At 65.7% G+C, this 24648-nt stretch carries 24 protein-coding genes and 1 other RNA gene; 9 read left to right on the forward strand and 16 right to left on the reverse strand.

Annotated elements, in window-relative coordinates:
- Window positions 1-6: 6 nt before the first annotated feature.
- Window positions 7-1455: a MocR-like pyridoxine biosynthesis transcription factor PdxR gene (gene pdxR, locus AC1DGP_RS10495; RefSeq protein WP_441506991.1), complete on the reverse strand. Its 1449-nt coding sequence runs from the start codon at window positions 1453-1455 to the stop codon at window positions 7-9.
- A gap of 82 nt (window positions 1456-1537) precedes the next feature.
- Here pdxR and AC1DGP_RS10500 point away from each other — a divergent pair, with 82 nt between their 5' ends.
- Entirely contained in the window at window positions 1538-2200 is a 663-nt protein-coding gene (locus AC1DGP_RS10500) for a GNAT family N-acetyltransferase (RefSeq protein WP_441507038.1), read from the forward strand.
- A 93-nt stretch (window positions 2201-2293) separates the two neighbouring features.
- On the opposite strand, the gene AC1DGP_RS10505 is transcribed toward AC1DGP_RS10500, so the two are convergent.
- From AC1DGP_RS10505 to tkt, 11 genes are all read right to left on the reverse strand, one after another.
- The gene (locus tag AC1DGP_RS10505) at window positions 2294-3310 is read right to left on the reverse strand and encodes a peptidoglycan -binding protein (RefSeq protein ID WP_441488197.1); all 1017 of its coding nucleotides are present in this window, start codon (window positions 3308-3310) and stop codon (window positions 2294-2296) included.
- Window positions 3311-3367: 57 nt separating this feature from the next.
- Window positions 3368-4360 carry a flagellar motor protein MotA gene (locus tag AC1DGP_RS10510; protein WP_441507039.1) on the reverse strand — a complete coding sequence of 331 codons (993 nt, stop codon included), beginning with the start codon at window positions 4358-4360 and terminating at the stop codon, window positions 3368-3370.
- Window positions 4361-4574: 214 nt separating this feature from the next.
- On the reverse strand, window positions 4575-5363 hold the full coding sequence (locus AC1DGP_RS10515; protein ID WP_043238440.1) for an inositol monophosphatase family protein: 789 nt from the start codon (window positions 5361-5363) through the stop codon (window positions 4575-4577).
- A gap of 71 nt (window positions 5364-5434) precedes the next feature.
- Window positions 5435-6370, reverse strand: a complete 936-nt coding sequence (locus AC1DGP_RS10520) for a tetratricopeptide repeat protein (RefSeq protein ID WP_441488198.1) — start codon at window positions 6368-6370, stop codon at window positions 5435-5437.
- Window positions 6367-7014: a thiamine phosphate synthase gene (locus AC1DGP_RS10525; protein ID WP_476832074.1), complete on the reverse strand. Its 648-nt coding sequence runs from the start codon at window positions 7012-7014 to the stop codon at window positions 6367-6369. The genes AC1DGP_RS10520 and AC1DGP_RS10525 overlap by 4 nt, the downstream gene beginning before the upstream one ends.
- Window positions 7015-7016: 2 nt before the next feature.
- Window positions 7017-8171, reverse strand: a complete 1155-nt coding sequence (locus AC1DGP_RS10530) for a benzoate/H(+) symporter BenE family transporter (RefSeq protein ID WP_441488200.1) — start codon at window positions 8169-8171, stop codon at window positions 7017-7019.
- A gap of 269 nt (window positions 8172-8440) precedes the next feature.
- A complete protein-coding gene (gene fba, locus AC1DGP_RS10535; RefSeq protein ID WP_441488201.1) occupies window positions 8441-9520 on the reverse strand; it encodes a class II fructose-bisphosphate aldolase in 1080 nt (359 codons plus the stop codon).
- A gap of 407 nt (window positions 9521-9927) precedes the next feature.
- A complete protein-coding gene (locus AC1DGP_RS10540; RefSeq protein ID WP_476832075.1) occupies window positions 9928-11118 on the reverse strand; it encodes a phosphoglycerate kinase in 1191 nt (396 codons plus the stop codon).
- Window positions 11115-11576: a hypothetical protein gene (locus tag AC1DGP_RS10545; RefSeq protein ID WP_441488204.1), complete on the reverse strand. Its 462-nt coding sequence runs from the start codon at window positions 11574-11576 to the stop codon at window positions 11115-11117. Before AC1DGP_RS10545 ends, AC1DGP_RS10540 begins: the two co-directional genes overlap by 4 nt.
- 69 nt (window positions 11577-11645) lie before the next feature.
- On the reverse strand, window positions 11646-12656 hold the full coding sequence (gap, locus tag AC1DGP_RS10550) for a type I glyceraldehyde-3-phosphate dehydrogenase (RefSeq protein WP_441488205.1): 1011 nt from the start codon (window positions 12654-12656) through the stop codon (window positions 11646-11648).
- 96 nt (window positions 12657-12752) lie between these two features.
- Window positions 12753-14750 (reverse strand): transketolase, encoded by a 1998-nt coding sequence (gene tkt, locus AC1DGP_RS10555; RefSeq protein WP_476776087.1) that lies wholly within the window; start codon window positions 14748-14750, stop codon window positions 12753-12755.
- A 272-nt stretch (window positions 14751-15022) separates the two neighbouring features.
- Here tkt and AC1DGP_RS10560 point away from each other — a divergent pair, with 272 nt between their 5' ends.
- The 6 genes from AC1DGP_RS10560 to AC1DGP_RS10585 all read left to right on the forward strand — a co-directional run bounded on the left by AC1DGP_RS10560 (window position 15023) and on the right by AC1DGP_RS10585 (window position 18018).
- Complete coding sequence (locus AC1DGP_RS10560; protein ID WP_371331978.1) at window positions 15023-15310, forward strand: DUF4164 family protein; 288 nt, start codon at window positions 15023-15025, stop codon at window positions 15308-15310.
- A 14-nt stretch (window positions 15311-15324) separates the two neighbouring features.
- Window positions 15325-15693 (forward strand): cell division protein ZapA, encoded by a 369-nt coding sequence (locus AC1DGP_RS10565; RefSeq protein WP_069879404.1) that lies wholly within the window; start codon window positions 15325-15327, stop codon window positions 15691-15693.
- A 133-nt stretch (window positions 15694-15826) separates the two neighbouring features.
- On the forward strand, window positions 15827-16324 hold the full coding sequence (locus AC1DGP_RS10570; RefSeq protein WP_476832076.1) for a hypothetical protein: 498 nt from the start codon (window positions 15827-15829) through the stop codon (window positions 16322-16324).
- A 69-nt stretch (window positions 16325-16393) separates the two neighbouring features.
- Window positions 16394-16548: non-coding RNA, 6S RNA (ssrS, locus tag AC1DGP_RS10575), on the forward strand.
- 8 nt (window positions 16549-16556) lie between these two features.
- The gene (locus AC1DGP_RS10580; protein WP_441506995.1) at window positions 16557-17135 is read left to right on the forward strand and encodes a 5-formyltetrahydrofolate cyclo-ligase; all 579 of its coding nucleotides are present in this window, start codon (window positions 16557-16559) and stop codon (window positions 17133-17135) included.
- A gap of 55 nt (window positions 17136-17190) precedes the next feature.
- The gene (locus AC1DGP_RS10585) at window positions 17191-18018 is read left to right on the forward strand and encodes a TIGR00282 family metallophosphoesterase (protein WP_441488209.1); all 828 of its coding nucleotides are present in this window, start codon (window positions 17191-17193) and stop codon (window positions 18016-18018) included.
- Between the two features lie 19 nt (window positions 18019-18037).
- Here AC1DGP_RS10585 and AC1DGP_RS10590 read toward each other — a convergent pair whose 3' ends face one another.
- Window positions 18038-19393 (reverse strand): methyl-accepting chemotaxis protein, encoded by a 1356-nt coding sequence (locus tag AC1DGP_RS10590; RefSeq protein ID WP_476832077.1) that lies wholly within the window; start codon window positions 19391-19393, stop codon window positions 18038-18040.
- Window positions 19394-19651: 258 nt separating this feature from the next.
- Between AC1DGP_RS10590 and AC1DGP_RS10595 the strand changes: the two genes are divergently transcribed.
- Window positions 19652-20398, forward strand: coding sequence for a YebC/PmpR family DNA-binding transcriptional regulator (locus tag AC1DGP_RS10595; RefSeq protein WP_069879409.1), 747 nt, complete (start codon window positions 19652-19654; stop codon window positions 20396-20398).
- Window positions 20399-20502: 104 nt separating this feature from the next.
- Here the strand turns inward: AC1DGP_RS10595 and AC1DGP_RS10600 are convergent, their stop codons facing one another.
- From AC1DGP_RS10600 to AC1DGP_RS10610, 3 genes are all read right to left on the reverse strand, one after another.
- Window positions 20503-21282, reverse strand: coding sequence for a sulfite exporter TauE/SafE family protein (locus AC1DGP_RS10600; protein WP_476832078.1), 780 nt, complete (start codon window positions 21280-21282; stop codon window positions 20503-20505).
- A 167-nt stretch (window positions 21283-21449) separates the two neighbouring features.
- Window positions 21450-22481 carry a DUF1254 domain-containing protein gene (locus AC1DGP_RS10605; protein ID WP_476832146.1) on the reverse strand — a complete coding sequence of 344 codons (1032 nt, stop codon included), beginning with the start codon at window positions 22479-22481 and terminating at the stop codon, window positions 21450-21452.
- A 14-nt stretch (window positions 22482-22495) separates the two neighbouring features.
- Window positions 22496-23905: a DUF1254 domain-containing protein gene (locus AC1DGP_RS10610; RefSeq protein WP_476832079.1), complete on the reverse strand. Its 1410-nt coding sequence runs from the start codon at window positions 23903-23905 to the stop codon at window positions 22496-22498.
- A gap of 217 nt (window positions 23906-24122) precedes the next feature.
- Between AC1DGP_RS10610 and ruvC the strand changes: the two genes are divergently transcribed.
- Complete coding sequence (ruvC, locus tag AC1DGP_RS10615; RefSeq protein WP_441488214.1) at window positions 24123-24638, forward strand: crossover junction endodeoxyribonuclease RuvC; 516 nt, start codon at window positions 24123-24125, stop codon at window positions 24636-24638.
- The last annotated feature ends 10 nt before the right edge of the window (window positions 24639-24648 follow it).

Consider the following 24648-nt stretch of genomic DNA (forward strand, 5'->3'; position numbering starts at 1 on the left):
TCGCGGTTACGCCGGGAGCAACCGACCGAGTTTCGCCACAACCTCCTCGACCGTGTCGGCGGTCACGCGCGAGATGCCGAAGACGAGCCCGGTCCGGGGCGGACCAAGATGGAAGCGCGACATGGGCTGCATCGCATAGCCGTGCTGGCTGAGATGGTGAGCCGTGGCGCGATCATCGGCACGCTGATCCTTGAACCATGCGGCCAGCTGGAGGCCACCTGTACCGCCGCCGAGGTGCAGAACCTGACCGCAATGATGGCTCAGGGCCGCCATACTCATGGCCATGCGCGCGGCATAGGCAGCGTTCATCTTGCGAATATAGGCGCGCAGCCGCCCCTCTCGGATGAAATCGGCAAGCGCCGCCTGAACATGGATCGGTACAACCGCGCCTCGGAGTTGCAGGCCGACATGGGCGTCTTCCAGCAGCCAGGGTGGAACGATCGCATAGGCGACCCTTACCCCCGGTGCCAGAACCTTCGAGAACGTGCCGAGATAGGCGACGACATTGTTCCGATCGATGCCCTGCAGCGCCGCGATCGAGCGGGATGCGTACTGGAATTCGCTGTCGTAATCGTCCTCGATGATCAGAGCTCCGCTGGCTTGCGCGACCTCCAGCAAGGCCAGTCGTCGTTGCAGGCTCATCGTTGCGCCAGTGGGGTATTGATGCGAGGGCGTGACATAGATCAGCCGCGCCGGCGGGCCGGAGGCCTTGCTGACATCGATCCCTGCACTGTCGCAGGGGACCGGGACGATGCGTGCTCCGGCCGCCTGCAGCAAGGCCCGTGCCGCCGGGTATCCAGGCTCTTCCATCCAGGCGATGCTGGCATCGCTTGCGGCGGGTTGGAGCCGGATGGACGCGAGCAGGCCGATCGCCGCCCTGGTCGAGGGAAGGACGAGCACCTGCTCAGGCCGCGCGACAACCCCGCGCCGGTCGGCGACATGAGCGATGATCGCTTCCTGCAACTCGCGGATGCCACCGGCGTCGCCGTAGCCGAGATCGTGAATCCGCAGCGAGCGGGCTCGGGCGCCCAGGCATCGCGCCCAGGTTGCGTGCGGAAAACCGGCCAGGTCCGGGATGCCGGGCTCGAAGAGTTTCTGGGCGGGCGGTTCGGCGCTCGGCCATGGAATGGTCGGCTCGGCGCGATCCGGTCCCGGGGAGGGCAGCTTCGCAACGGGGGCAACGCGACTGGCCGATCCGGACGCGGCCTCAAGATATCCTTCCGCCTTGAGCCGGTCATAGGCCAGGACGACCGTCGAGCGGGCGACACCAAGAGCGTTGGCCAAGACGCGCGTCGACGGCAGGCGCTGACCTGCAAGCAATTGGCCCTGCAGGATGCGATCCCGTACCGCGCGGTAGACCTGTCCTTCTAGATCGCCCGCGGTCCGATCGAGCGGAGACCACACCGGATGCGGAGGCGTTGTCGCGACGTCCAAAGTGGTCTGATGAAAATCCATGAAGTGGCAGTTTATGTCCTACCGGCAATCCCGACAACTGTCGCCGGTTCCGGTCTTCAACCCGGTTCGACATCAGGAACGCATCATGGATCTCTCACATTGGAAGGGCGTGCCGCGTCCGGAACGCGTAGCGCTGGATGGGCGATACACCCGGCTCGAGCCGCTGGAGGCTGCGCGGCACGGCAAGGATCTCTTCGCCTCAGCCCAGCAACCCGGCGCGGAGGACCGCTTCCGCTATCTGTTCGAGGAGGCGCCGGCCGATCTGGCAGCCTTCGATCCCTGGCTCGAGAAGGCGTCAGCCTCGCCCGATCCGCTGTTCTTTGCCGTGATCGACAAGAGGACCGGTCGGGCCGAGGGACGCCAGGCGCTGATGCGGATCGAGCCTGCACATGGTGTGATCGAGATCGGCAACATCCTGTGGGGACCCGCGATCGCTCGCGGCCGCGTCGCGACCGAGGCGCTCTATCTCTTTGCCAGCCATGCCTTCGACACGCTCGGCTATCGCCGTTTCGAGTGGAAGTGCAATAACCTCAACGAGCCCTCGAAGCGCGCCGCGCAGCGCTTCGGCTTCACGCCGGAGGGCGTGTTCCGCCAGCACATGGTCACCAAGGGGCGAAACCGCGATACGGCCTGGTTCGCGATGGTCGATGGCGACTGGTCGCGCCTGAAGGCCGGCTACGAGGCCTGGCTCAGCCCGGATAATTTCGACGAGACCGGCCAGCAGCGTTCGAAGCTGGCGTTTTAGGATCGGCGCCCGCGTCTCGCATGCCCTTCCGGTCAAGGCGCTTGGCTGGATGGGCGCGATACGGGTTGGGGAGGCCGCAGGAGCGGCTTTACCCTACCGCTCCGTGATCTTGAACTCGATCCTGCGATTGCGGCGATAGGCTTCGTCGTTGCTGGCGAGATCGAGGGGTTGGAACTCGCCGAACCCGGTTGCAGCGATGCGATCGGCGGGGAGGCCGCGTGTGATCAGATACTCGACAACCGCGACCGCACGCGCCGTCGACAGGCTCCAGTTGGACGGGAACTGTGCGGAGCGGATCGGGCGCGCGTCGGTGTGGCCGTCGACGCGCAGGATCCACGGGATATCGGGTGGCATCTCATGGCCGAGATCGGTCAGGATGGTTGCGAGCTTGTCGAGTTCGGCCTTTCCTTCAGGCTTCAGCACGGCTTGGCCGGCATCGAAGAACACCTCTGACTGGAAGACGAAACGGTCCCCGACGACGCGGATGTCGGGACGTGCTCCGAGCACCTGCCTGAGACGGCCGAAGAAGTCGGAACGATAGCGCGCCAGTTCCTGCACGCGCTGGGCGAGGGCGACATTCAGGCGCGAGCCGAGATCGGCAATACGGGCCTGCGATTCCTTGTCCTTGGCTTCGGAAGCCTCGATGGCCTGCTCGAGCGCAGCGAGTTGCCGGCGCATGGCCTGGATCTGCATGTTGACCTGCTCGACCGTCGCCTGGGCTCTCGCCGAGAGCTGCTTCTCCGCGTCGAGCGCCTTCTGGGTGTCGGCAAGCTGGGTTGGTCCGTTCGTCGCCTGCGCTTCGAGCGCACCCTGCAAGCGGCCGCGCTCGCTCTGTTCGCGCGTCAGGGTCGATTGCATCAGGAGCAGGTTCTCCTGGGCCTGCCGGTTGGAGACGCGCTCCAGCGCAAGCAGGTCGGACAGCTCTGAGATCTGGCGATTCAGCCGTTCCAGCGCGGTGTCCTTGCCGGTCAGTTCCTGCGACAGGAAGAACTGGCCGAGCACGAAGACCGAGAGCAGGAAGACGATGCCGATCAGCATCGTCGAGAGGGCATCGACGAAGCCGGGCCAGAAATTCAGCTGCTCACGGCGGTAGGTGCGGGACAAAGCCATGGCTTCAGGCCTCCTTCGGCTTCGCGTAGGCCTTCGTCAATGAGCCCGACGAGCGGATCATGGCTCGGAGACGCCGTTTGCGGTCAGCCGCTCGATCAGGCGCTTCAGATCCTTCTCGCGGGCAGCCTGCGCCTCGACCCAATCGCGGATCAGCTGCTGTTCGGCGCGCATGTGCTGGACCAGCCCCTGCACGCCTTCGGCAAGGTTCGAGATGGCCTGAGTGGCGGCGCGGTTATTGGGGCCGTCGGCCAGCGCTGCACTGAGCCGGTCGAGCTTGTCGCCGAGATTGCGGCCGATCTCAGGGGCGAAGCCGGGGGCTGCGACGGCCGAGGCCGCCTCGCGGCTGCGCGAGCCGAGCCAGCTCTCGAGTTCGTTGCGGAAGCGGCGCTGCGCCTGGCCGACCTGCAGTTCCAGAAAGCCGAGGATCAGCGAGCCCGCGATGCCGAAGAGCGAAGACGAAAAGGAGAGGCCCATGCCGGCAAGTGGTGCGGCGAGGCCGGCCTTGAGTTCGTCGAAGAGCACGCCGGCTTCCGCGCCGGTGCGCAGGCTCTTGATGACGTTTCCGACCGAGCTCACGGTTTCAAGGAGGCCCCAGAAGGTGCCGAGCAGGCCGAGGAAGACGAGCAGGCCTGCGAGATAGCGCAGGACCTCACGACCGTCGTCGAGCCTGACCGCAATCGATTCGAGTACGGAGGCCGCTTGAGTAGGGGCAAGGGTCCCGGCGTCGAGGGCCGGCAGCACGGGACCGAGCGGGGCAATGACCTGGCCGCGCTCGACCTCGGCGAGCCCGGGCGCTGCGGCGAGGCGGGTCGCAGCGGCCGCTTCGCTGTTGACGCGCCAGAGCTCACGCAGTGCGATCAGCGCTCCGACCAGGAGCGCGCCGAGGATGAGCCCGTTGAGACCGGGATTGGTCATGAAGGCCGTGACGAGGCCGCCCTGGAGGATGAAGCCCAGGAATCCGATCAGGGCGAGGAACAGGATTGCGCGGATCGCGTAGCGCAGCGGCCGCGAAAAGCGGGTGGTTTCCCGTGTCGTCGCGACCGTGCCCATCTCGGCCGCTGGGACCTCTCTGTCCATGCCTCGTCTTCCGTTCGCCTGGAGCCTGCCACTCCCGGGTGATCCCGAGTTGGCGTCTCTCATCAACCATCAGGCCGTAAGCGGGGTGGACCCGAATCCGGTCACCCCTGTCCACGGCCGCAACGCTGGAGGCAGACTGTCGCCTCCCGCTGCGCCATGATCAAGCGTGAAAGATCAAAGCTGTATGTCAGCCAGCCGTCTTGAGCGCGGCGCGAAGCGCTTGTTCACCGACTTCGTTGCCGCAGATGATATCCTTGGCGCTGGTCGGCTGCTTGCCATCGAGGGTGCCGAAGGTGCCGCCAGCCTCGCGGATCATCACGGCGCCCGCCGCGAAATCCCAGGTGTTGAGGCCGCGTTCCCAGTAAGCGTCCATCCGGCCGGCCGCGACATAGGCGATGTCGAGCGCAGCGGAGCCCATGCGGCGGACATTGGCAAAGCGCGTCATGACGGCGCCGAGCTCGCGCAGAAAGAGCGGGTGGCCGCCCTTGCCGATATGCGGCACGCCCATGCCGATCAGCATGTCGGTCGGCTCACGGCGGCCGGAGACGCGCATCCGGCGGTTGTTGACATAGGCGCCCTTGCCCTTCTCGGCGATGAAGAGCTCGTCCTTGGCTGCATCATAGACGATGCCCGCGACGAACTGGTTGTCGCGCTCCAGCGCCACCGAGATGTTCCAATGCGGAATGCCGCGCAGGAAGTTATGGGTGCCGTCGAGCGGGTCGATATGCCAGCGGTTGCTCTCGTCGGTGCCGTGGACGACGCCGCTCTCCTCCATGACAAAGCCGTAGCCTGGCCTGGCCTTCTCCAGCGATTCGCGCAGGATGCTCTCGGCCTTGTGGTCGGCCTTCGAGACGAAATCACCCGGGCCCTTGGCGAGCACCTGCAGGTTCTCGATTTCGCCGAAGTCGCGCTTCAGCGAACGGGACGCCTTCATCACGGCGTCGGTCATCACGGTCATCAGGGGAGAGCGGATCATCTAAAACCTCATGCGCGCCTTGAACGCGAGAAGGCCGGCAGCGCCATCGCTCCGGCCTGGAAATTCTGCCGTCACTTGCTCGGCTGGCTCGGCGTAGTCAAGGCCGTGCCCTCGATCCGGTCGGCGGCGACGCGTGCGATCCGGTTCATCTGCTCAGGTGTCATGCGATCAAGCAACTGGTCGAGCATGGGATCGTCGAGGCCCTGGGCCCTGGCGGCGAGATGCCAGGCAGCGGCCTCGGCACTGTCGGGAGCGATGCCGCGGCCAGCCAGATAGAGACGGGCGATGCGGTTCTGCGCTATCGCATTGCCCTTGTAGGCGGCGCGCAGGAAGAGCCTGGCGGCAGCTGTTTCGTCGGTGGCGACGCCCTCGCCATTGAACAGCATGATCGCATATTCGATCTCGCCCGCGACATTGCCGCTCTGTGCCGCCTTCGCCATCCATTCGGCGGCCTTCGCATTGTCCTGCGGCACGCCGCGGCCCTGCTTGTAGAGCACGCCCAGTGCGTGTTCGGCATCGCCGATATCGGCTTTCGCGGCGATTTCGAGAGCGGCAATAGCCCGCTTGTCGTCGGCCTCCTGGCCTGTCGCGAGCAGCGCCAGGGCCAGGTTGTAGTTGGCGGCCGGATGCCCGGCTGCGGCGGCACGTTCCAGCAGCTGGCCGGCCTTGGCGGGGTCGCGCTTGCTGCTGCGCTGGTCGAGCAACGCGATTGCGAGCGCATAGACGGCGTTGATGTCGCCACGCTCGGCTGCGCGCTCGTACCATTCGGTGGCGGCCGTGGTGTTCTCCGGGACGCCGAGACCCTGGCGATAGATTTCGCCGAGCAGTGTCATGGCAGCAGCGTCAGTGTTATCGGCCTCGACGCGCTTCAGCGCCTCCTCCTGAGCCCTGCGATAATGGCCAGCCTGAAGGGCGCCATAGGCAAGGTCGATATCGGCGGCCGACGCAAGCCCGGCCGGCGCGAGCGCCAGCCCGACGAGCAGCAGGTTGCGCCGAAGGCGTCTCACCGGCCGGCCTTCCGGGTTGCGCAGGCGGCAATCGCTGCATTGGCGGCCTCGACAAGGGCGCGGATGTCCTGATCTTCGCCAAAGGCCCATTCGCCGAGCGCGATGAATTCGGCGCCGGTTTCGACAAGTGCCGGCACGGATGCCGCGTCAGGCGCATAGGCGACGCATGGCGTCTCGAAGATCTCCGCCCACCAGGTGGCGCGCTCGACGACCGCCGGCAAAGGCGGCATCGAGCCGTCAGGCCGCGGTTCGCCGAACACCACGTAGTCGACGCCAGCCTCGCCGACATCCATGGCGTCGTGGCGCGCGCGCAGGCCGCCGGCGCCGATGATGCGTTCGTCGCGCAGGCTGGAGCGAGCCTCGCGGATCGCCTCCGGGCCGTCGACCAGGTGCACGCCATCGGCGCCACCGCGTGTCGCAATCAGCGCGGAACCTTCGACGACGAGCGCAACGCTGTTCGACTGAACGGGCCCGGCGATGCGCTTGACGCGCTCGATCCGGCTGCGGTCGTCGCCCTCGGTGAGGCGGAGCAGCACGGCGGCGACGTCGCCGCCGGCGAAGGCCTGCATCAGGCGGAATGACATGGCCTCGGCATCCGCGACGGGCGGAGTGACGAGCATGAGGCGGGTCTGTGAGGTTGTCATGGTCATGATCTTGCGCGCAAACGGCCTGCGAGAGCGTCCAATGTCAAGACCGCAAGCCCGGCGACCAGACTCCAGAAGGCGGAGCCGACACCGAAAAGCGAGAGGCTCGACGCCGCAACGGCGAAGGTGATGACGGCGGCGAAGCGCTCGGAATCCTTGGCCATGGACTGGCCGAGCGCGCCTGTCAGCGAGCCGATGAGGCCGAGCCCCGCGACCGCGACGATCAGCGCCTTGGGCATGGCGATGATGAGCGCGAGCAGCAGCCCGGCCGTCGCGGCGATGCCTAGCCAGAACAGGCCGTAGGCGATGCCGGCCTTCCAGCGTTGCTTGGGGTCGGGATGAGTGTCGGCGCCCGTGCAGATCGAGGCGCTGATCGCTGCGAGATTGACCATATGCGCGCCGGTCGGCGCCGTGATGAAGGACATCAGCCCGGTGACGAACAGACTGGGCGCAGTCGGCGGATGATAGCCGGCGGCGCGCAGCACGGCGAAGCCCGGCAGGTTCTGCGCGGCCATGGTGACGAGATAGAGCGGGATGCCGATGCCGATGATCGCGGTCAGGTCGAAGCGCGGCCAGGTCAGGACGAGTTCGGTCAGCGCAATGTCGCCGCCGGGCAGGGTTGCGAGTCCGGTTCCAAAGCTCAGCGCCAGGCCGGCAGCGAGCGCGGCGATGACGCCAAGAAACGGGTTGATCAGGCGCGCGACCAGGAAGACGGCGAGCAGCGTCAGGACAAGGGCGGGTTGCAGCTTCATCTCGTCGAAGACGGCGACGACAAAGCGGAAGATGACGCCGGCGAGCATGGCCGAGGCGATGGTCATCGGAATCCGCTCGATCAGCGCGCCGAGCGGCCGGAAAGTGGCGGTCAGCATCATCAGCGCCGCAGCGGCGAGGAAACCGCCGATCGCGGCTGCGAGATCAAAGCCGCTTGCGGCCGCGATCAGAGCGGCGCCGGGTGTCGACCAGGCGCAAATGATCGGCATCCGATGGCGCCAGGACAGCCAGATGCTGGCGAGCCCCTTGGCGATGGCGAGCCCGACGATCCAGGACACCGTCTGTGCCTGTGTCGCCCCAATGGCTTGCGCCGCGGCAAGCACGACCGCGACGGAGGCGGCAAAGCCGACAAAGACCGCGACCAGCGCGGAAAAGACGATCGACATCGGGCACTACCGCGGCAGTAAGGTAAGCCGCGCAGGGAGTGCGCGGCCAGACGGGCCTTTCCTTGAACCAGAAAAGCACGGCGCCCGGAAGGGCAGGGACGAAACCGGCTCATGTCCGCGGCGCCTGTCGCGGAGCTGCCACGGCTCCCTTTTCAAAGTGAAACGCCCGGCGAAAGGCCGGGCGTTTCTGTTCGGTGGGTTCAGGCCTGGGTCGCGACTCTGCGCCGCGCCGCGCCGATCCGTCCGTCCGTCCGTCCGAGCGGTGTGACTTACGCGGCCCTGCCCGCAAAGGTCGGGTCGAGCTCGCCCTTGGCGTAACGCTTGGCCATCTCGGCGGTGGTGGCGACGCGCTTGATCTTCGAGGCCTGTCCGGCGGTGTTGAACTCCTGCAGGCGCAGCGTGCAGAGCTTGGTCATTGCCTCCATGGCGGGCTTCAGATATTTGCGCGGGTCGAATTCGCCGGGATGCTCGGAGAGGATCTTCCGGATCTGGCCAGTCATGGCCATGCGATTGTCGGTGTCGATGTTGATCTTGCGCACGCCGTGCTTGATGCCGCGCTGGATCTCCTCGACCGGTACGCCCCAGGTCTGGGGCATCTTGCCGCCATACTGGTTGATGATGTCCTGCAGGTCCTGCGGCACGGAGGAGGAGCCGTGCATCACGAGATGCATGTTCGGCAGCTTCTTGTGGATCTCCTCGATGACATGCATGGCGAGGATCGCGCCGTCGGGCTTGCGCGTGAACTTGTAGGCGCCGTGCGAGGTGCCCATGGCGATGGCGAGCGCATCGACCTTGGTCTCGGCGACGAATTTCACGGCCTCCTCTGGATTGGTCAGGAGCTGGTCGTGGGAGAGCTTGCCCTCGAAGCCATGGCCGTCCTCCTTCTCGCCTTCGCCGCTTTCCAGTGAGCCGAGCACACCGAGCTCGCCCTCGACCGAGATGCCGCCGAGATGAGCCATCTCGGTCACCGTCTTGGTCACACCGACATTGTAGTCCCAGTCCCCCGGGGTCTTGCCGTCGGCCTTGAGCGAGCCGTCCATCATCACCGAGGTGAAGCCGGCCTGGATCGCGGTCATGCAGGTCGCCGGCTCGTTGCCGTGGTCGAGGTGAACGCAGACTGGGATATGCGGATAGATCTCGGTGACGGCGTCCATCATGTGCTTGAGCATGATGTCGTTGGCGTAGGAGCGGGCGCCGCGCGAGGCCTGGATGATGACGGGCGCATCGGTCGCGTCCGCTGCGGCCATGATCGCCAGTGCCTGTTCCATGTTGTTGATGTTGAAGGCGGGCACGCCGTAATCGTTCTCGGCGGCATGGTCGAGCAGTTGGCGAAGCGTGATGCGGGCCACGATGGTCCTCCCTTTGGGCTTAGAGCGTTCGGGGAGGATTTAGTGCGGATGACCCGTCATGGCAAAGCGAAAGCGGCCGCAGCGTGAATGCAGTTCGTGGCCGCGCGCTCCAATGAGGCGCGCCTGCTCGGCAAAGTCGCCGGTATGGTCTCGGCCATCGTGACCAGGCCTGCAGGGTCATGTCCCTGCTTTTGGACGAGCTCTTCCGGGGAGCGCATAGCCGAGCATATGTCCAAGGATGACTGAGGTTCAGTCACCGGGCCCGCAGCCAGAAGGCCGGTGATGCCGATCGGCAACCAGCGCGGCCCCGGCCAGCCGACGAAGTCGGCAGGCACGTCGATTGTTCGATTGGAGCCCTGCCAGACCTGCTGTGCAGACGTGGAACAGGAAGATGAAGGCGTTGCGGCTTACCGCGTCCGCAGCGCCTCGACCCCCGGCAGGGCCTTGCCTTCCATCMACTCGAGGAAGGCACCGCCCGCCGTCGAGACATAGGACAGGTCGTCGGCGACGCCAGCATGGTTCATTGCTGCAACGGTGTCGCCGCCGCCGGCAACGGCCACGAGCCGGCCGGCCTTGACGCGCTCGGCCGCAGCCTTGGCGACTGTGACCGTCGCCGTGTCGAAAGGATGCAGCTCGAAGGCGCCGAAGGGGCCGTTCCACACCAGCGTCCTGACGGTGTCGAGCTTGAGCACGACCTCGGCGACGCTGAGCGGGCCAGCATCGAGGATCATCTCGTCGGCAGCGACCTCGGTGATCGGCACGACGCGGTGTCCGGGATTGGCCTTGAACTCACGGGCGACCAGCGCATCGACCGGCAGCATGATCTCGCAGCCCGCAATCCTGGCCTTCTCGTCGATCTCGCGGGCGGTAGCGAGGAGATCATGCTCGCAGAGCGACTTGCCGACATCGACGCCGCGCGCGGCCAGAAAGGTATTGGCCATGCCGCCGCCGATGGCGAGGACGTCGACCTTCTTCACCAGGTTGCCGAGCAGCTCGAGCTTGGTGGAGACCTTGGCGCCGCCGACGATCGCCATGACCGGGCGGGCGGGATTGTCGAGCCCGGCGCTCAGCGCTTCCAGCTCGGCCTGCATGGTGCGACCGGCATAGGCCGGCAGCACATGGGCGAGGCCCTCGGTCGAAGCATGGGCACGGTGGGCAGCGGAGAAGGCGTCATTGACGAAGATGTCGCCATTGGCGGCGAGCGCCCGGACGAAGGCGGCGTCGTTCTTCTCGTCGCCCGCATGAAAGCGGGTGTTCTCCAGCAGCAGGACTTCGCCACTCTTGGCCGCGGCGACGGCCTTGGCGGCGTCCTCGCCGATGCAGTCATCGACGAAGATCACCGGCTGGCCAAGCTGATGGGCAAGCGCCATGGCGACCGGCTTCAGCGAATCCTTGGGATCGCGACCCTTCGGCCGGCCGAAATGCGCGAGCAGGATGACCTTGCCACCTTTCTGCGAGATCTCGCGAATGGTGGGCAGGACACGGTCGATGCGTGTCGTGTCGGTGACCTTGCCGGCGTCCATCGGCACGTTCAGGTCGACGCGGACAAGCACGCGCTTGCCGGCGAGATCGGCGTCGTCGAGCGTGCGGAAGCTCATCGTGGCAGAAGTCCCGGAAACAGGCCCGGCACGCCGAACTTCAGCACCAGGATGGTGAGCAGCACGGTGAGAACGGCAGTGACGAGGGCGGTCGTGAACAGGGTCGCCGAACGAGGAGTCGCGTCGACGCGTTCGCGCAGCGCCGCAACCTCCTGGCGGATTCCCGCGAAGTCCATGGCGCCGGTCGCGGTCTCGACCTTGGCCGCACTGCGCTCCAGCGAGGCTTCGGCTCGGGTGAAGACGGCCTCGTAGCGGGCAAACTTCTCCTCGATGCGCGCCGCCTTGTCTTCGATGCGAGAGAGTTGGTCGAGCTTGCGCGGCTCCGCGGTCGGCGCCACCTCTTCGGTCCGGCTGGCTGCGGAGAGAGCCGTCACCGTTGCTCCCGATGCGCCGGGCGCAGCGATGGAGGGTTCGGAGAGGCTCGCCGGCGCGGCGACGGTCGGCTCGATCTTGGTCATGCGCGTTCCGTTCGTTCGAGAAGGGTCAGGCGGGGCCCGGCAGCGCGCGGGGTCCCGCCGGCCGTTGCGTCAGATGAGCTTCGCCATCGCGACGGCAGTGTCGCTCATGCGGTTCGAGAAGCCCCACTCGTTGTCGTACCAAGCCAGGATGCGAACGAACTTGTCGTCCAAAACCTTGGTCTGGTCGAGCGCGAAGGTCGACGAAGCCGGGTCGTGGTTGAAGTCGATCGAGACGTTCGGCTGGTCGGTGACCGCGAGGATGCCCTTGAGCGGACCGCGCTTCGAGGCCTTGATGATGGCTTCGTTGATCTTCTCGACCGTGGTCTTGCGCTTCGAGATGAACTTGAAGTCGACGACCGAGACGTTCGGGGTCGGCACGCGGATCGAGGTCCCGTCGAGACGGCCCTTCAGCTCGGGAATGACGAGGCCGATCGCCTTGGCGGCGCCGGTCGAAGTCGGGATCATCGACAACGCGGCAGCACGGCCGCGATAGAGATCCTTGTGCATCGTATCGAGCGTCGGCTGGTCGCCGGTATAGGCGTGGATCGTGGTCATGAAGCCTTTGTCGATGCCGACCGCGTCCTGCAGCACGCGCACGACTGGCGCGAGGCAGTTCGTCGTGCAGGAGGCGTTCGAGACGACGAGATGGTCCGTGGCCAGGGCGTTGTTGTTGACGCCGAAAACCACGGTCAGGTCGGCGCCATCGCAGGGCGCCGAAACCAGCACGCGCTTGGCGCCGGCGGCGAGATGGGCGGCCGCCTTGTCGCGGGTCGTGAAGATGCCGGTGCATTCCAGCGCGATGTCCACGCCGAGCGCCTTGTGCGGCAGGTCCTTGGGATCGCGGATCGCCGTGACCTTGATCGGTCCACGGCCGACATCGATCGTGTCGCCGGAGACTGTCACGGTACCGGGGAAGCGGCCGTGGACGGAGTCGAAGCGGAAGAGATGGGCGTTGGTCTCGACCGGGCCGAGATCGTTGATCGCCACGACCTCGATATCCTTGCGCTTCGACTCAATGATCGCGCGCAGAACATTGCGCCCGATGCGGCCGAAGCCGTTGATCGCCACCTTGACCGTCATCTCAATCCTCTCCTTCGCCGATTCACGGCGGGTTGGCCGTTATTCACGCGGGCAAATCGGCCAAAGCATGGCCAAACGCAAGTGTCCGGGTAAAACTCAGCCGTTATGCCGCTTCAATGCGGCTTCGACCACTGCGTCGGGCGTAATGCCGAAATGCTTGTAGACGTCCTTGTAGGGGCCGCTGGCGCCGAAGGAGGCCATGCCGACGAAGATGCCGTCATGGCCGATCACCGCATCCCAGCCGAAGCGGACGGCGGCCTCGATCGCGATCTTGACCGGGGCCTCGCCGATGATCTGGTTCTGCGTCGCCTCGTCCTGAGCGAGCAGCAGTTCGAGCGAGGGTACAGAGACGACACGGGCGCGAACGCCCTTCTCGGCCAGAAGCTTGCGGGCCGCAACGGCGATCTCGAGTTCCGAGCCGGACGCGAAGAGCGAGACCTGCGCCTTGCCGCCCTCGGCCGCCTGCAATTCATAGGCGCCCTTGGCCGAGCGGTTGGTCGCGGTGCCATCCGTGCGGAGCGGCGCGAGATTCTGGCGCGAGAGCGCCAGCACGGTCGGCCCTCCGGTCCGCTCAAGCGCGATCTGCCAGGCTTCCGCCGTCTCGATCGCGTCGGCTGGGCGCAGCACGCGCATGTTCGGCATCGAGCGAAGCGAGGCGAGATGCTCGACCGGCTGGTGGGTTGGGCCGTCCTCGCCCAGGCCGATCGAGTCATGGGTCATGACATAGACGACCGGCAGGCCCATCAGGGCCGCCAGACGCATCGAGGGGCGGGCGTAGTCGGCGAAGACCAGGAAGGTGCCCCCGGCGGTGCGGAAGCCGCCATGCAGGGTGATGCCGTTCATCGCGGCAGCCATGCCGTGCTCGCGGATGCCGTAACGGATGTAGCGCCCCTTCGGGGTCTTGAGCGTGAAGTCTTCCAGCCCCTTCGCCTTGGTGTTGTTCGATGGCGTCAGGTCGGCCGAGCCGGAAACCAGCTCCGGCATCACCGGCACGATGACGTCGAGGGCGAGCTCGGAGGCCTTGCGGGTCGCGACGGTGACCGGGTTGGCGGCAAGGGCCTTCTTGTGGGCGACGATCACCTTGTCGAGCTTGCCCGGAATCGTGTGGGCGAGGCGGCGCTCGAACTCGGCGCGCTTGCGTGGCGACAGCGCCTCGAACCGGGCGAGCCAGTCCTTGTGGGCGAGGTGGCCGGCAGAGCCGAAGGCGCGCCAGCTCTTGAGGATGTCGGGGGCAATCTCGAAGGCCGCGCCGGTGATGCCGAGCTTGGCCTTCGCGGCTGCGAGTTCCTCGGCGCCGAGCGGCTCGCCATGAGCCTTGGAGGTGCCGGCCTTTTTCGGTGCGCCGAAGCCGATCACGGTCTTGCAGGCGATCATGGTCGGCTTGTTCGACTTCTGGGCGCGGCGGATCGCGGCCTCGATCGCGTCGGGGTCATGGCCGTCGACGCGCTCGGAGCGCCAGCCACAGGCCTTGAAACGCGCGACCTGGTCGACCGAGTCGGAGATCGAGAGCGGGCCATCGATCGAGATGCCGTTATCGTCCCAAAGCACGATCAGCTTGTTGAGCTTGTGGTGGCCGGCAAGCGCGATCGCTTCCTGGCTGATGCCTTCCATCAGGTCGCCGTCGGAGGCCAGGACATAGGTCTTGTGGTCGACGACCTTCTTGCCGAACTCGGCGGCGAGCATGCGCTCGGCCATGGCCATGCCGACTGCGGTGGCGAGACCCTGGCCGAGCGGGCCAGTGGTGGTCTCGACGCCGACAGTCATGAAGTTCTCGGGATGCCCCGGGGTCTTCGACTCGAGCTGGCGGAACTTCTTGAGGTCGTCGAGCTCCATGCCCGGCGTGCCCGTGAGATAGAGCAGGGCGTAGAGCAGCATCGAGCCGTGACCGGCCGAGAGAATGAAGCGGTCGCGATCCGGCCAGCGCGGATCGGCGGCGTCATAGTTCATGACGCGGGTAAACAGCACGGTTGCGACGTCGGCTGCACCCATCGGCAGGCCGGGGTGGCCGGACTTCGCCTGCTCGACGCCATCCATTGCCAGGGCGCGAATGGCGTTGGCGAGCTTGTCGTGCTGGGCGCGGTCGATCGTGGTCATGGTGTCATTGGCTCCGGCGGGCGGAAGGGCGCGTCCCGCGTCCGAACCATGCCGGAAGGGCATGAGGGCGACGGTCCGGTAGGCTTTCGGGGCATCGTTTTCGTGCGGGTGCTCGATAGGATGCCCGCTCTCCCGGAGTCAATTCATCAGGGGGCTGCTATCACAGTTGAGAGCTGCGAATATCTGCCCGAAAGCGTTTCCCACTTGCTCATATCCTGCTTTAGGCTCGCGAATCATGGAGCCGGCTTCGAACTGAAAGGGAGGAGACGACCGTGGCGAGCCTGATGCTGGACAATGCGCTTGCGCGACTCGATAGCGCACTCGCGCAACTCGAGGCGGCTGCGCGCCGACGCATCGAGGCGGAGCGCGGACGGGCCAACCTCGAAACCGAGCTGACCTTGATGCAGGATGACAGGGCCCGGCTCGCAGCGGAGCTCGATGGCGCGATCGCGCGCGTCGGCCAGGTCGAAACCGCGGCGGGCGACGTCGAACGCAGGTTGGAGAAGGCGTTGGGCGCGGTGGGTGACGTGATCGCCCGCGCCGAGGCGCGCGAGCACTGAATACGGAGGGCGTGATGCCGCAGGTGAATGTCACGATCGCGGGCAAGGCCTATCGCATGGCCTGCGGCGACGGCGAGGAAGCCCATCTCGAAGGGCTCGCCAATCTCTATGACGGCAAGATCGATGAAATGCGCCAGGCTTTTGGCGAGATCGGCGACATGCGTCTGCATGTGATGGCCGCGCTGATGGTTGCCGACGAGGTGTCGGAGCTCAAGGAACGCGTCGCGACGCTGGAGAACATGCTCGCGGCTGTGCGCGGCGACGCCGGCTCTGCCGATCAGCGCCTGGGCGAGGTCGAGGAGCGCGCCGCCGAAGCGCTGGTCACTGCGGCAGAGCGTATCGAAAGCGTAGCGCGCAGCCTGATCCCAAGCCCAGTCGGCTGAAGCCTCGAGGCACGGCATCGCCTATCCCGATCCGATCGACGGCGTGATCCAGCACGGACTGGTGCGGGCGGCCTGGCAGTGCCCTGCGGGGGCGACGATTGCCCCGAGGCGTTCTCTGGGTGAAACAGCGGCGATGCAGCCCTATGCGATTTTCCTGAGCGGCCCGATCGGCGCCGGCAAGACGACACTCGGCAAGGCGCTGGCCACGGAACTCGGTGGCGGCTTCATCGACGGTGACGACCATTCGGATCCGGATCTGCCCTGGTATCGCTCAATCCTGCGGACGAGCCGATCCGTGGTCAGGACTGGCCTGACAATCCTCGCGGTTCAGCCAGTTGTCGTGATCGCCTATCCGCTGGGGTGTAGCACCTGGATCTTCTACCGGCGTCATTTCACGGATGCTGGCGTTCGCCCGCTCTTCATCAGCCTGCGCGCCTCCTATGCGGGTATCACATCGGCGGCACGCGGCCGTGCATTCGACGAGGACGAGCATGAGCGCATCCGCGTCATGCTGCATGAAGGTTATGCGGAACGTCCCTTCAGCGATCTGATCATCGACACCGACCTGCTGCCGTTCGAGGCGACGTTGCAGCAGCTCACCCGGGACGTGCGAGAGTTCTTCTCGGCGTGAGCCAGCATCCTGTGCGCCGGCTGCAACTCGCCACTGGCGCTTTGCCGGCGAGCGTCCTACATAGTTCTGGCGGGGCTGCCCGGTGCGTGAGAGTATGTATTCCCGGGCCCATACGATCTCCTCGGGAGCTGTCCCTGACTGGGTCCCTGGACCCAGACATATGGCGCCCACCTACTTAGTAGGTGTCCCGGGATCGAAAACTCCACGGCCAAGGTGGCTCCGCGCTTTCTCCATGCATACTGACCTTCAAACGACGCCGCTCCGCGGCAAGAGCGAGTTGCGGATCGAGGCGCTCGCGCGCCGTGACGCGCTTGAGATCGATGACCGGCTCGAATGGGATCAGGCCATCGTCGCCGGCGTCCTGGCGCTGCCGGCGCTGGCTGGAGGCGGAACCGTCTCGGCCTATTGGCCGATGCGCTCCGAGGCCGACCCCCGCCCGGTTCTGGAAGCCCTGCACGCGCGGGGCGTTCCGCTCTGCCTGCCGGCTATCGTCAATGGCGCGATGATTTTCCGGAGCTGGGCGCCATGGGAGCCGATCGTGCCCGGTGGCTTCGGTACGCTGGTGCCCGAGCCGCAACAGCCGCAGGCAAGGCCGAGCATCCTGCTTGTGCCGCTTGCGGCCTTCGACCGCCGCGGCTACCGCATCGGCTACGGCAAAGGCTATTACGACCGCACGCTCACCGAGCTCGGAGCGGTCACTACGATCGGCCTCGCCTATGGTGCGCAGGAGATCGCGGCTGTTCCCGATGAGCCCCATGACCGCAAGCTCGACTGGATCGTGACCGAGCGCGAAACCATCCGCTGCGGTTGATTCGCGTGCGCGTTCGCGTCAGTGAAGCGCTCCTTCTTCGTTCAGGGTTCCCGTCATGCGTTTTCTTTTCCTCGGCGACGTCGTCGGTCGCCCCGGTCGCATTGCGGTTCAGGAGCGCCTGCCTGGCCTGCGTGAGCGCTGGAAGCTCGACTGTGTCGTGATCAATGGCGAGAACTCGGCCGGTGGCTTCGGCATCACCGAGGCGATCTGCGACGAGTTTCTGGCCGCGGGGGCCGATGCCGTGACGCTCGGCAACCATTCCTGGGACCAGCGCGAGGCGCTGGTCTTCATCGAGCGCCAGCCCGCATTGGTCCGCCCCGCCAATTATCCGCCCGGAACGCCCGGCCGCGGCGCGACCGTGATCGAGGCGCGCAACGGCGCGCGCGTGCTGGTCGTCAATGTGATGGGGCGGCTGTTCATGGATCCGCTCGATGACCCCTTCGCCGCGGTCGAACGCGAACTCGCAGCCTGTCCGCTGCGCGAGGTCGCCGACGCCGTCATCATCGATGTCCATGCCGAGGCGACCAGCGAGAAGCAGGCCATGGCCTATTTCGTCGATGGCCGCGCCAGTCTCGTGGTCGGCACCCATACCCACGCCCCGACCGCCGATACGCGCATCCTGCCTGGCGGCACCGCCTACCAGTCCGATGCCGGCATGTGTGGCGACTATGATTCCGTTCTGGGCATGCACCGGGAGGAGCCGGTTCGCCGCTTCCTGCAGAAGGTGCCGGGCGCGAGGCTGGAGCCTGCGACCGGACCTGGAACACTGTCTGGCGTGGCGGTCGATATCGACGACGCGACGGGGCTGGCCCGGGCGGTCTGGGCCGTCAGGCTGGGGCCGCATCTGAGCGAGGCCACACCGGAGGCCTGGGAGCGGGGCTGATCATCCCACCCTGAACCGTTTAGACGGTGCGGCCCTGACGGGCGAGGTTCTCGAAGGCGGAGGTGAGCGACGAGGCTTGCTTCGCCAGGTTTTCCGCGACGCTCAGGACGTCCGAGACATTGGCGCCGGCTGTCTGCGCCATCTCGCTGACCCCGCTGGCGGCCTGCGCGACTTCCTGCGTTCCGAGCGCGGCCAGGTTGACGCTGCGGGCAATTTCCTGCGTTGCGGCGCGTTGCTCGTCGATCGAGCCCGCGATCGTCACCGTCGTCTGCTCCATCTGCGTGACGAAGGCGACGATGCTCTCGATTGCCGCGACTGCCTCGCGCGTCGCCGCCTGCATCGCCGGCACCTGAGCCGCGATCTCGTCGGTTGCCTGGGCCGTGCGCGCCGAAAGCTGCTTGACCTCATTGGCGACCACGGCAAAGCCGCGCCCGCTTTCGCCGGCACGCGCAGCCTCGATCGTGGCGTTGAGCGCGAGCATGTTGGTCTGGGCGGCGATGGTCTTGATCATCTCGACCACCGCGCCGATGGTTTCGGCCGAATGCGCGAGGCTCTTCACGATGATGTCGGTCTTCATCGCGGCCGCATTGGCGTCATGCGCCATGTTCGCCGCGCGCGAGATTTCGGACGAGACATCGTTCAACGAGATCGAGAGCTCTTCGGCCGCGCTGGCGACGTTCTGGACGTTTGCCGAGGCTTCATCGGAGGCCTGCGCGGCGACGATGGCCTGCGTGCCGGTATCCTGCACGACGTTGCTGACGGCGCGTGCCATGGTCTCGACGCGGGTGGCACCGGTGTTGACCGTGTCGACCACACCGCGAACCGTGACCTCGAAGGCCTCTATCTCGGCGCGGGTGCGCTCGCGGCTTTCACGCTGGACTTCCGCATAGGTCTCGAGCAGCAATTCGAGGTCCAGTTGCACGGCCTTGTTGAGCGCAGCCCTCATGGCAATGCCCCGGACGAAGCGCTTGTGCTGCCAGAAGCCATTCAACTTCTGGAGGCCGTCGCGGTCGACACCAAGCTCGGCGCCGATCGCGTTGGAGACGATCGTGTGGCAGATCGCGACCGCATAGACCGGAACACCGTGACGATAGAAGGCTGCGGCGAGGTTGCGGGCGGAGTGGAGGTAGCCATCCCCGAGTTCGCCCGAGGCCAGCCTGATCCAGTGCGCCAGCCTGAGTTCATGAACCTCGGGGGTTTTCAATGCGCGGCTGGTTTCCGGCCAGGGATCGAATTCGACGTGCAGTTCCTGCAGCAACCCCGGCAGTCTCTCCTTGGCGAAGGCGGATTGCAGGCGCAGAAGGGCGAGATCGTCGGCGCCGATCTGGAACGCGCGGAAGCGCACGTCCTGTTCTGCGATGGCTATGCTGGACACAGATTTCATGAGGTCGGGAGAGCTGCAATCTGGCAGGAGGGACTGATCTGAAGTGACCCTGACCCAGTTCGGCAAAGATTGGCTTAACGCTGCTCTTGCCGCGCTTCTGCCGTGGAAACGCAGTAGGAGCATCGTCATTCAGGGCGGCCCGGCGGCTTGCCTGCCGGCAAAAGCCCCGCTTATAAGGCGCGGATTGCCTCGCCGGGCCCAGTTTGGTCCGCCTTGGCAGGTCCACAGTGACAAAAGAGGCTGACCTCGATGGCCGGGCATTCCCAATTCAAGAACATCATGCACCGCAAGGGCAAGCAGGACGCGGTGCGGTCCAAGCTGTTCTCGCGGCTCGGGCGCGAAATCACCGTCGCGGCCAAGATGGGCATGCCCGACCCCAACATGAATCCGCGCCTGCGCATGGCGGTGCTCGCCGCGCGTGCCGAAAACATGCCGAAGGACAATATCGAGCGCGCCATCAAGAAGGCGGCCGGCAATGAAGGCGAGAACTATGACGAGGTGCGCTACGAGGGCTATGGCCCGGGCGGTGCCGCCGTCATCGTCGAGGCGCTGACCGATAACCGCAATCGCACCGCTTCGGCCGTCCGATCCTACTTCACCAAGGCCGGTGGGGCTCTTGGCGAAAGCAACTCCGTCTCCTTCATGTTCAACCGCGTCGGCGAGGTCACCTACCCGCCGGAGGCCGGCGATGCCGACAAGGTCATGGAAGCGGCGATCGAAGCTGGCGCCGACGACGTCGTCAGCGACGAGAACGGCCACACGATCCTGTGCGGCTTCGATGCGCTGAACGAAGTCTCCAAGGCGCTCGAAGCCTCGCTCGGCGCGCCGGCTTCGGCCAAGCCCGTCTGGCGCCCGACGACGACCGCGCCGCTCGACGAGGAGAAGGCCGCATCGATGATGCGGCTGATGGAGGCGCTCGACAATGACGACGACGTGCAGAACGTCTTCGCGAATTTCGAGATCGCCGACGAGATCATGGCGAAGCTCGGCTCGTAAGCAGCCCTGCCAATCATGGTCGGGCTTGTCCCGGCCACGACGCCTGCTCCTTCATCGCGTGCGGCAAGGCGCGACTACTTGCCTGCGAAGGCGAACGCGGCGGTTCAACGCCCCAGCATGCCATCCCATAGCGGCAGGCTGACCAGCGCGCTGAGGAAGATCACGAGATAGGCGATGCGCCGGAACGTCTCCTCGGAGGCGATCCGGAAGGCATGCGTGCCGACCCAGAGACCGGCGCCGTAGATCGCAAACAACGGCAGCGCCATCGCGAGCGATGCGGCCGTGATGATGCTCTTCAGCCAGAGCAGGACACCGCTGACCACGGTCGACAGGCCGAAATAGGTCTGGAGGTTGGCACGCGCTTTGTGCCGGTCGTTGCGCTGGGCGCCGAGCCAGAATACGGCCAGCGGCATGCCGCCGATACTGGAGAGGCCGTTGAACAGGCCGGACAGCGAACCGACACCCAGCGAGAGCGGGATGCCCGGCTTGCCGTGATAGCGCCAGCCCGAGGCCATCAGCGTCACCGCGGCGAGAACGAGCACGGCGACGATCCAGCGCATCGTCCTCGGCTCCAGCCAGGTCAGCAGCCAGAGTCCGAATGGCAGCGTCAGCGTCGCGGMGATCAGCAAGGGGATGACCTCGCTCCATTCGGCACGCTTGGCCGAGCGGGCGGCGATCGGCAGCGCGAAAGGCAGATCGATCACCCAGATCAGGCCGAGCGCTGCGACGGGGCCGAGCACCAGGCTTGCCAGCGGCATGAAGACCATGGCGAAGCCGAAGCCGGTGAACCCGCGCACCAGTCCGCCGAGCAGCGTCGCGCCGAGAAGGGTGGTTATCCCCGAGAGGGTGAGGCTGGGGAACAGCGCGGAAAGCAGGTCGGTCATCGGTCCAGGGAGGTCAGGCAGTCGGGGCAGCCCACCATCACCCAAGTCCCGGCGGGATCAACTCTTTCCTTGTGATGGCATCGATATGTGCACGTCATCGATGCCATGAGGATCGCGCGCGGTCATGCGCGCCTGATCAACTGCGCGTCCGCGCATGCCCGCCTTGCTCAGCTTGCGGCCACGGGTTCCGGGAATTTCCATTTGCCGTTCAGGATCTCAGCGCGTGGGCGATAGAGGCGAACCGTGTAATTCCAGCCCTTCATGATCGGCAGGCAGTTCGGGATCTTGCCGTCGCAGCCGCCGAACTGGATCGAGATCGAGCCGTCGCCATTCTTCCTAGCGGTGATGTTGTTCAATGAGTAGGCGCCGTAAGGATTCTTTTCGTAGTAGCCCTCGGCATTGTAGAGGCTCACCGACCAGAAGCCGTTGACCGGCACATCCTTGACGTTGAGCTTGTAGACGGTGGTTCCGTCATTCCTCGCCGGCGTGACGTTGAGATAAGTGGCGTCCTTGTCGGGGTTGCCGCCCCAGCCTGTCGCGGTCCCGATCAGGTGCCGAATGGGATCGACTTCCTTCTTCGTGCCGAAGGCCTTCTTGAAATCGGGTATCGTCGAGCCCAGCACCAGTAATGCGTCACGGACTTTCTTCTGGCTGGCCTGATCCCAGTTCGGCACGTCGAACTTACCCGCGCGCTTCTGGCTGACCTTGATGGCATCCTGCAGGGCGTGAACCTGCTGCACGTCCTTTGGATCCACAGGGTCGACCAGGGTGCGGATGGCAACCGCCGCATAGCGCGTGCCGACCCTTTGCCTGTCGAGGGTGTAGGAGCCGGCGCCATAGGCCACCATCGGGGTATAGTGGTCCTCGTTGATCACCTGCATCGACATGAAGCGCTTGCCTGCCGTCGGCAGCGTGATCGTGACCGGGCCTGCGTCGAGATCGAAGACGGCCGCCGAATAGAGCGTATCGCGGTTGAGGCGGATAACGGTCTGGTTGTCGATCGCGGCCGGCTCACGCCGGTGCACGAATTTACCGAGGCTGCCGTCCTTGACCATGTTGCTCATGTAGAGGTCCGATTCGGCGCGGATGAAATTGTCCACTCCGACTGGGGCTGCAGGATCCGACGGCGCCTGCGCGACCGCGCCGCCCGTAACCGCCAGCGTAGCGGCAAACGCGTAAATCGTGAGCTTGGTGTGCATCTCGGCCCTCTGGGTCAGTTCTGTGGCTGCAGCGGTGGGGATTTCCATTTGCCGTTCAGCGCCGCCGGCTTCGGCCAGTACAGCCGCATGACCGCGAAGAACGGCCCCGTCGGCGCGGGCAGCCAGTTGGCTTCGCGCTCCTTGCCGGGGGACTCGTTTTGCACATGGACCGTGATCCCGCCATCCGCATCGCGCTTCAGGCCCGGCAGCATCGGCGAATTGATCAGGTAACGGTTGATCGGGTTGGCATAGAGCAGGCTCGCCGGCAGCTCGTACATGGTCAGCGACCAGAAGGCGTTGACCGGTGGCAACTGCCCCGGTGCAAAGCGCAGGGTGTAGCGCTTCGCCCCGTTCAGCGTCTGCTTGGCGGAGTCGATGAAATAGGCGGGATAGAGCGCCTCCTGCTTCGCATTGCCGTAGATGCCGAGGACAGCGCTTGCCATTCGCAGCATGTAATTGTTCTTCAGGAAGGCTCGCGTACCAAACCCGTCCGCACTCGAACTCTTGCCGGTATCGACCTCTGTTTCCTTGTACAGTTTGAATGCGGCCCAGCCATCGGCCATGCCGTCCTGCAGGGCCTGGCGTAGTTCAGGCGAGAGCGCATTCGCGTCGAAGCTCTTTCCGCCGCCGACGCCGATCTTCGAGAAACGCGCCATCAGCGCCCTTTCGGACGGATGCGTCGGGGCAAATTGCAGAACGAAATTCAGGACGTTGAAGGTCTCGAGCGAGCTGCGCTCCTGCTCGGGCGTCAGCGGCTTGATGAAATCGACCGTCGGCGCCGGTGCTGGTGCTGGCCTTCCCAGAAACTGCGAGAGGGGCTGGACCTTGTAGCCGGCCTGGACCGCCTTGACCTTGTCGATGTCCCCGGGGTCGAGGAGCTGGGTTCGGTACAGCACGAAGGCGAAATCGGTCTCGGAGCGGATCACCTGCTTGATGCCGGCCGGCTTCTCGCCCCTCCATTTCGGACCCGCCAGCAGATAGCTACCAGCGCCGTTCCCGGTGGCGCGGCTGCCGACATAGGCGAAATCGAAGGTGTACTGGTCGATGAACTGAAGGGAGTAATAGCGGCCCTTCTCGACCGCGGGCACCGTGAAGACGAGCGGCTCGGCGCGCAGGTCGGCACCGACATAGGAATAGGGCGTGTCCGAGTTGGGCGTCTGGATCGCCTTGTCGTCAGGCGTATAGACACGTGCGTTGTTGACGAGCGTGTTCCAGGGAGCCTTGAACTCCGGGCTGTTGCGATCGACGAAATAGGAATGCTGGATGCGGTAATTGTCGACGAGCGGGAAGCCATAGATCGTGGCTTCCTTGGCGATGGCGCGGGCTTCGGCAGGGGTAGGAGATTGTGCGCGTGCCGTCAGCGCCAGAGGTGGCAGCAACAGGGCGAGCGAGGCCGCGAGAGAGACGAAGAGCGACGTTCTCATGACGTATTCCCCTGGATTCCTGCGCTGACATCGTCTCGATGACGAAAAACGTCCGGATTTCTCGCGGAATGACCGCGATCGACGAAGCATAGGGGCAAGCCGCGCGCAGCGTATAGAGGCCACGCCATGCTGTGCCGCATGCCCTGGCATTCCGGCAGCGCTCCTCAGTGGAGCCTCGGTAATGGAGTACAAACCGTGTCCAGACTAGTGTGCGGACATGGCACAAGCGATTCGGATTCTCGGCCTTGATCCCGGTCTCAGGAAGACCGGCTGGGGCATCATCACCAGCGAGGGCACCAAGCTCTCCTTCGTTGCCTGCGGCTGCGTCGAAAGCGACGGAGCGAGCCCGCTTTCGGAGCGGTTGAGACAACTTCATGACGGTATCGCGCGGGTGATCGGCTCGTTCGACCCCGACGAGGTCGCGGTCGAGGAGACGTTCGTGAACCGCGATCCGCAATCGGCGCTGAAGCTCGGCCAGGCGCGCGGCATCGCGCTGGTGGTGCCGGCGATCGCCGGTCTCAGCGTTGCCGAATACGCGGCCAATCTCGTCAAGAAGACGGTGGTCGGCGTCGGCCATGCCGACAAGAAGCAGGTCCAGGCGATGATCCGGGTGCTGCTTCCGAAGGCCGAGACAAAATCGGCGGATGCTGCGGACGCGCTCGCGGTGGCGATCTGCCATTCGCAGCATCGCGGCATGAGGGCGCTGGTTGCGCAGATGCGCGCGGCCTCGTGAGGCGCTACAG

The sequence above is a fragment of the Allobosea sp. 05T433 genome (assembly GCF_056396065.1).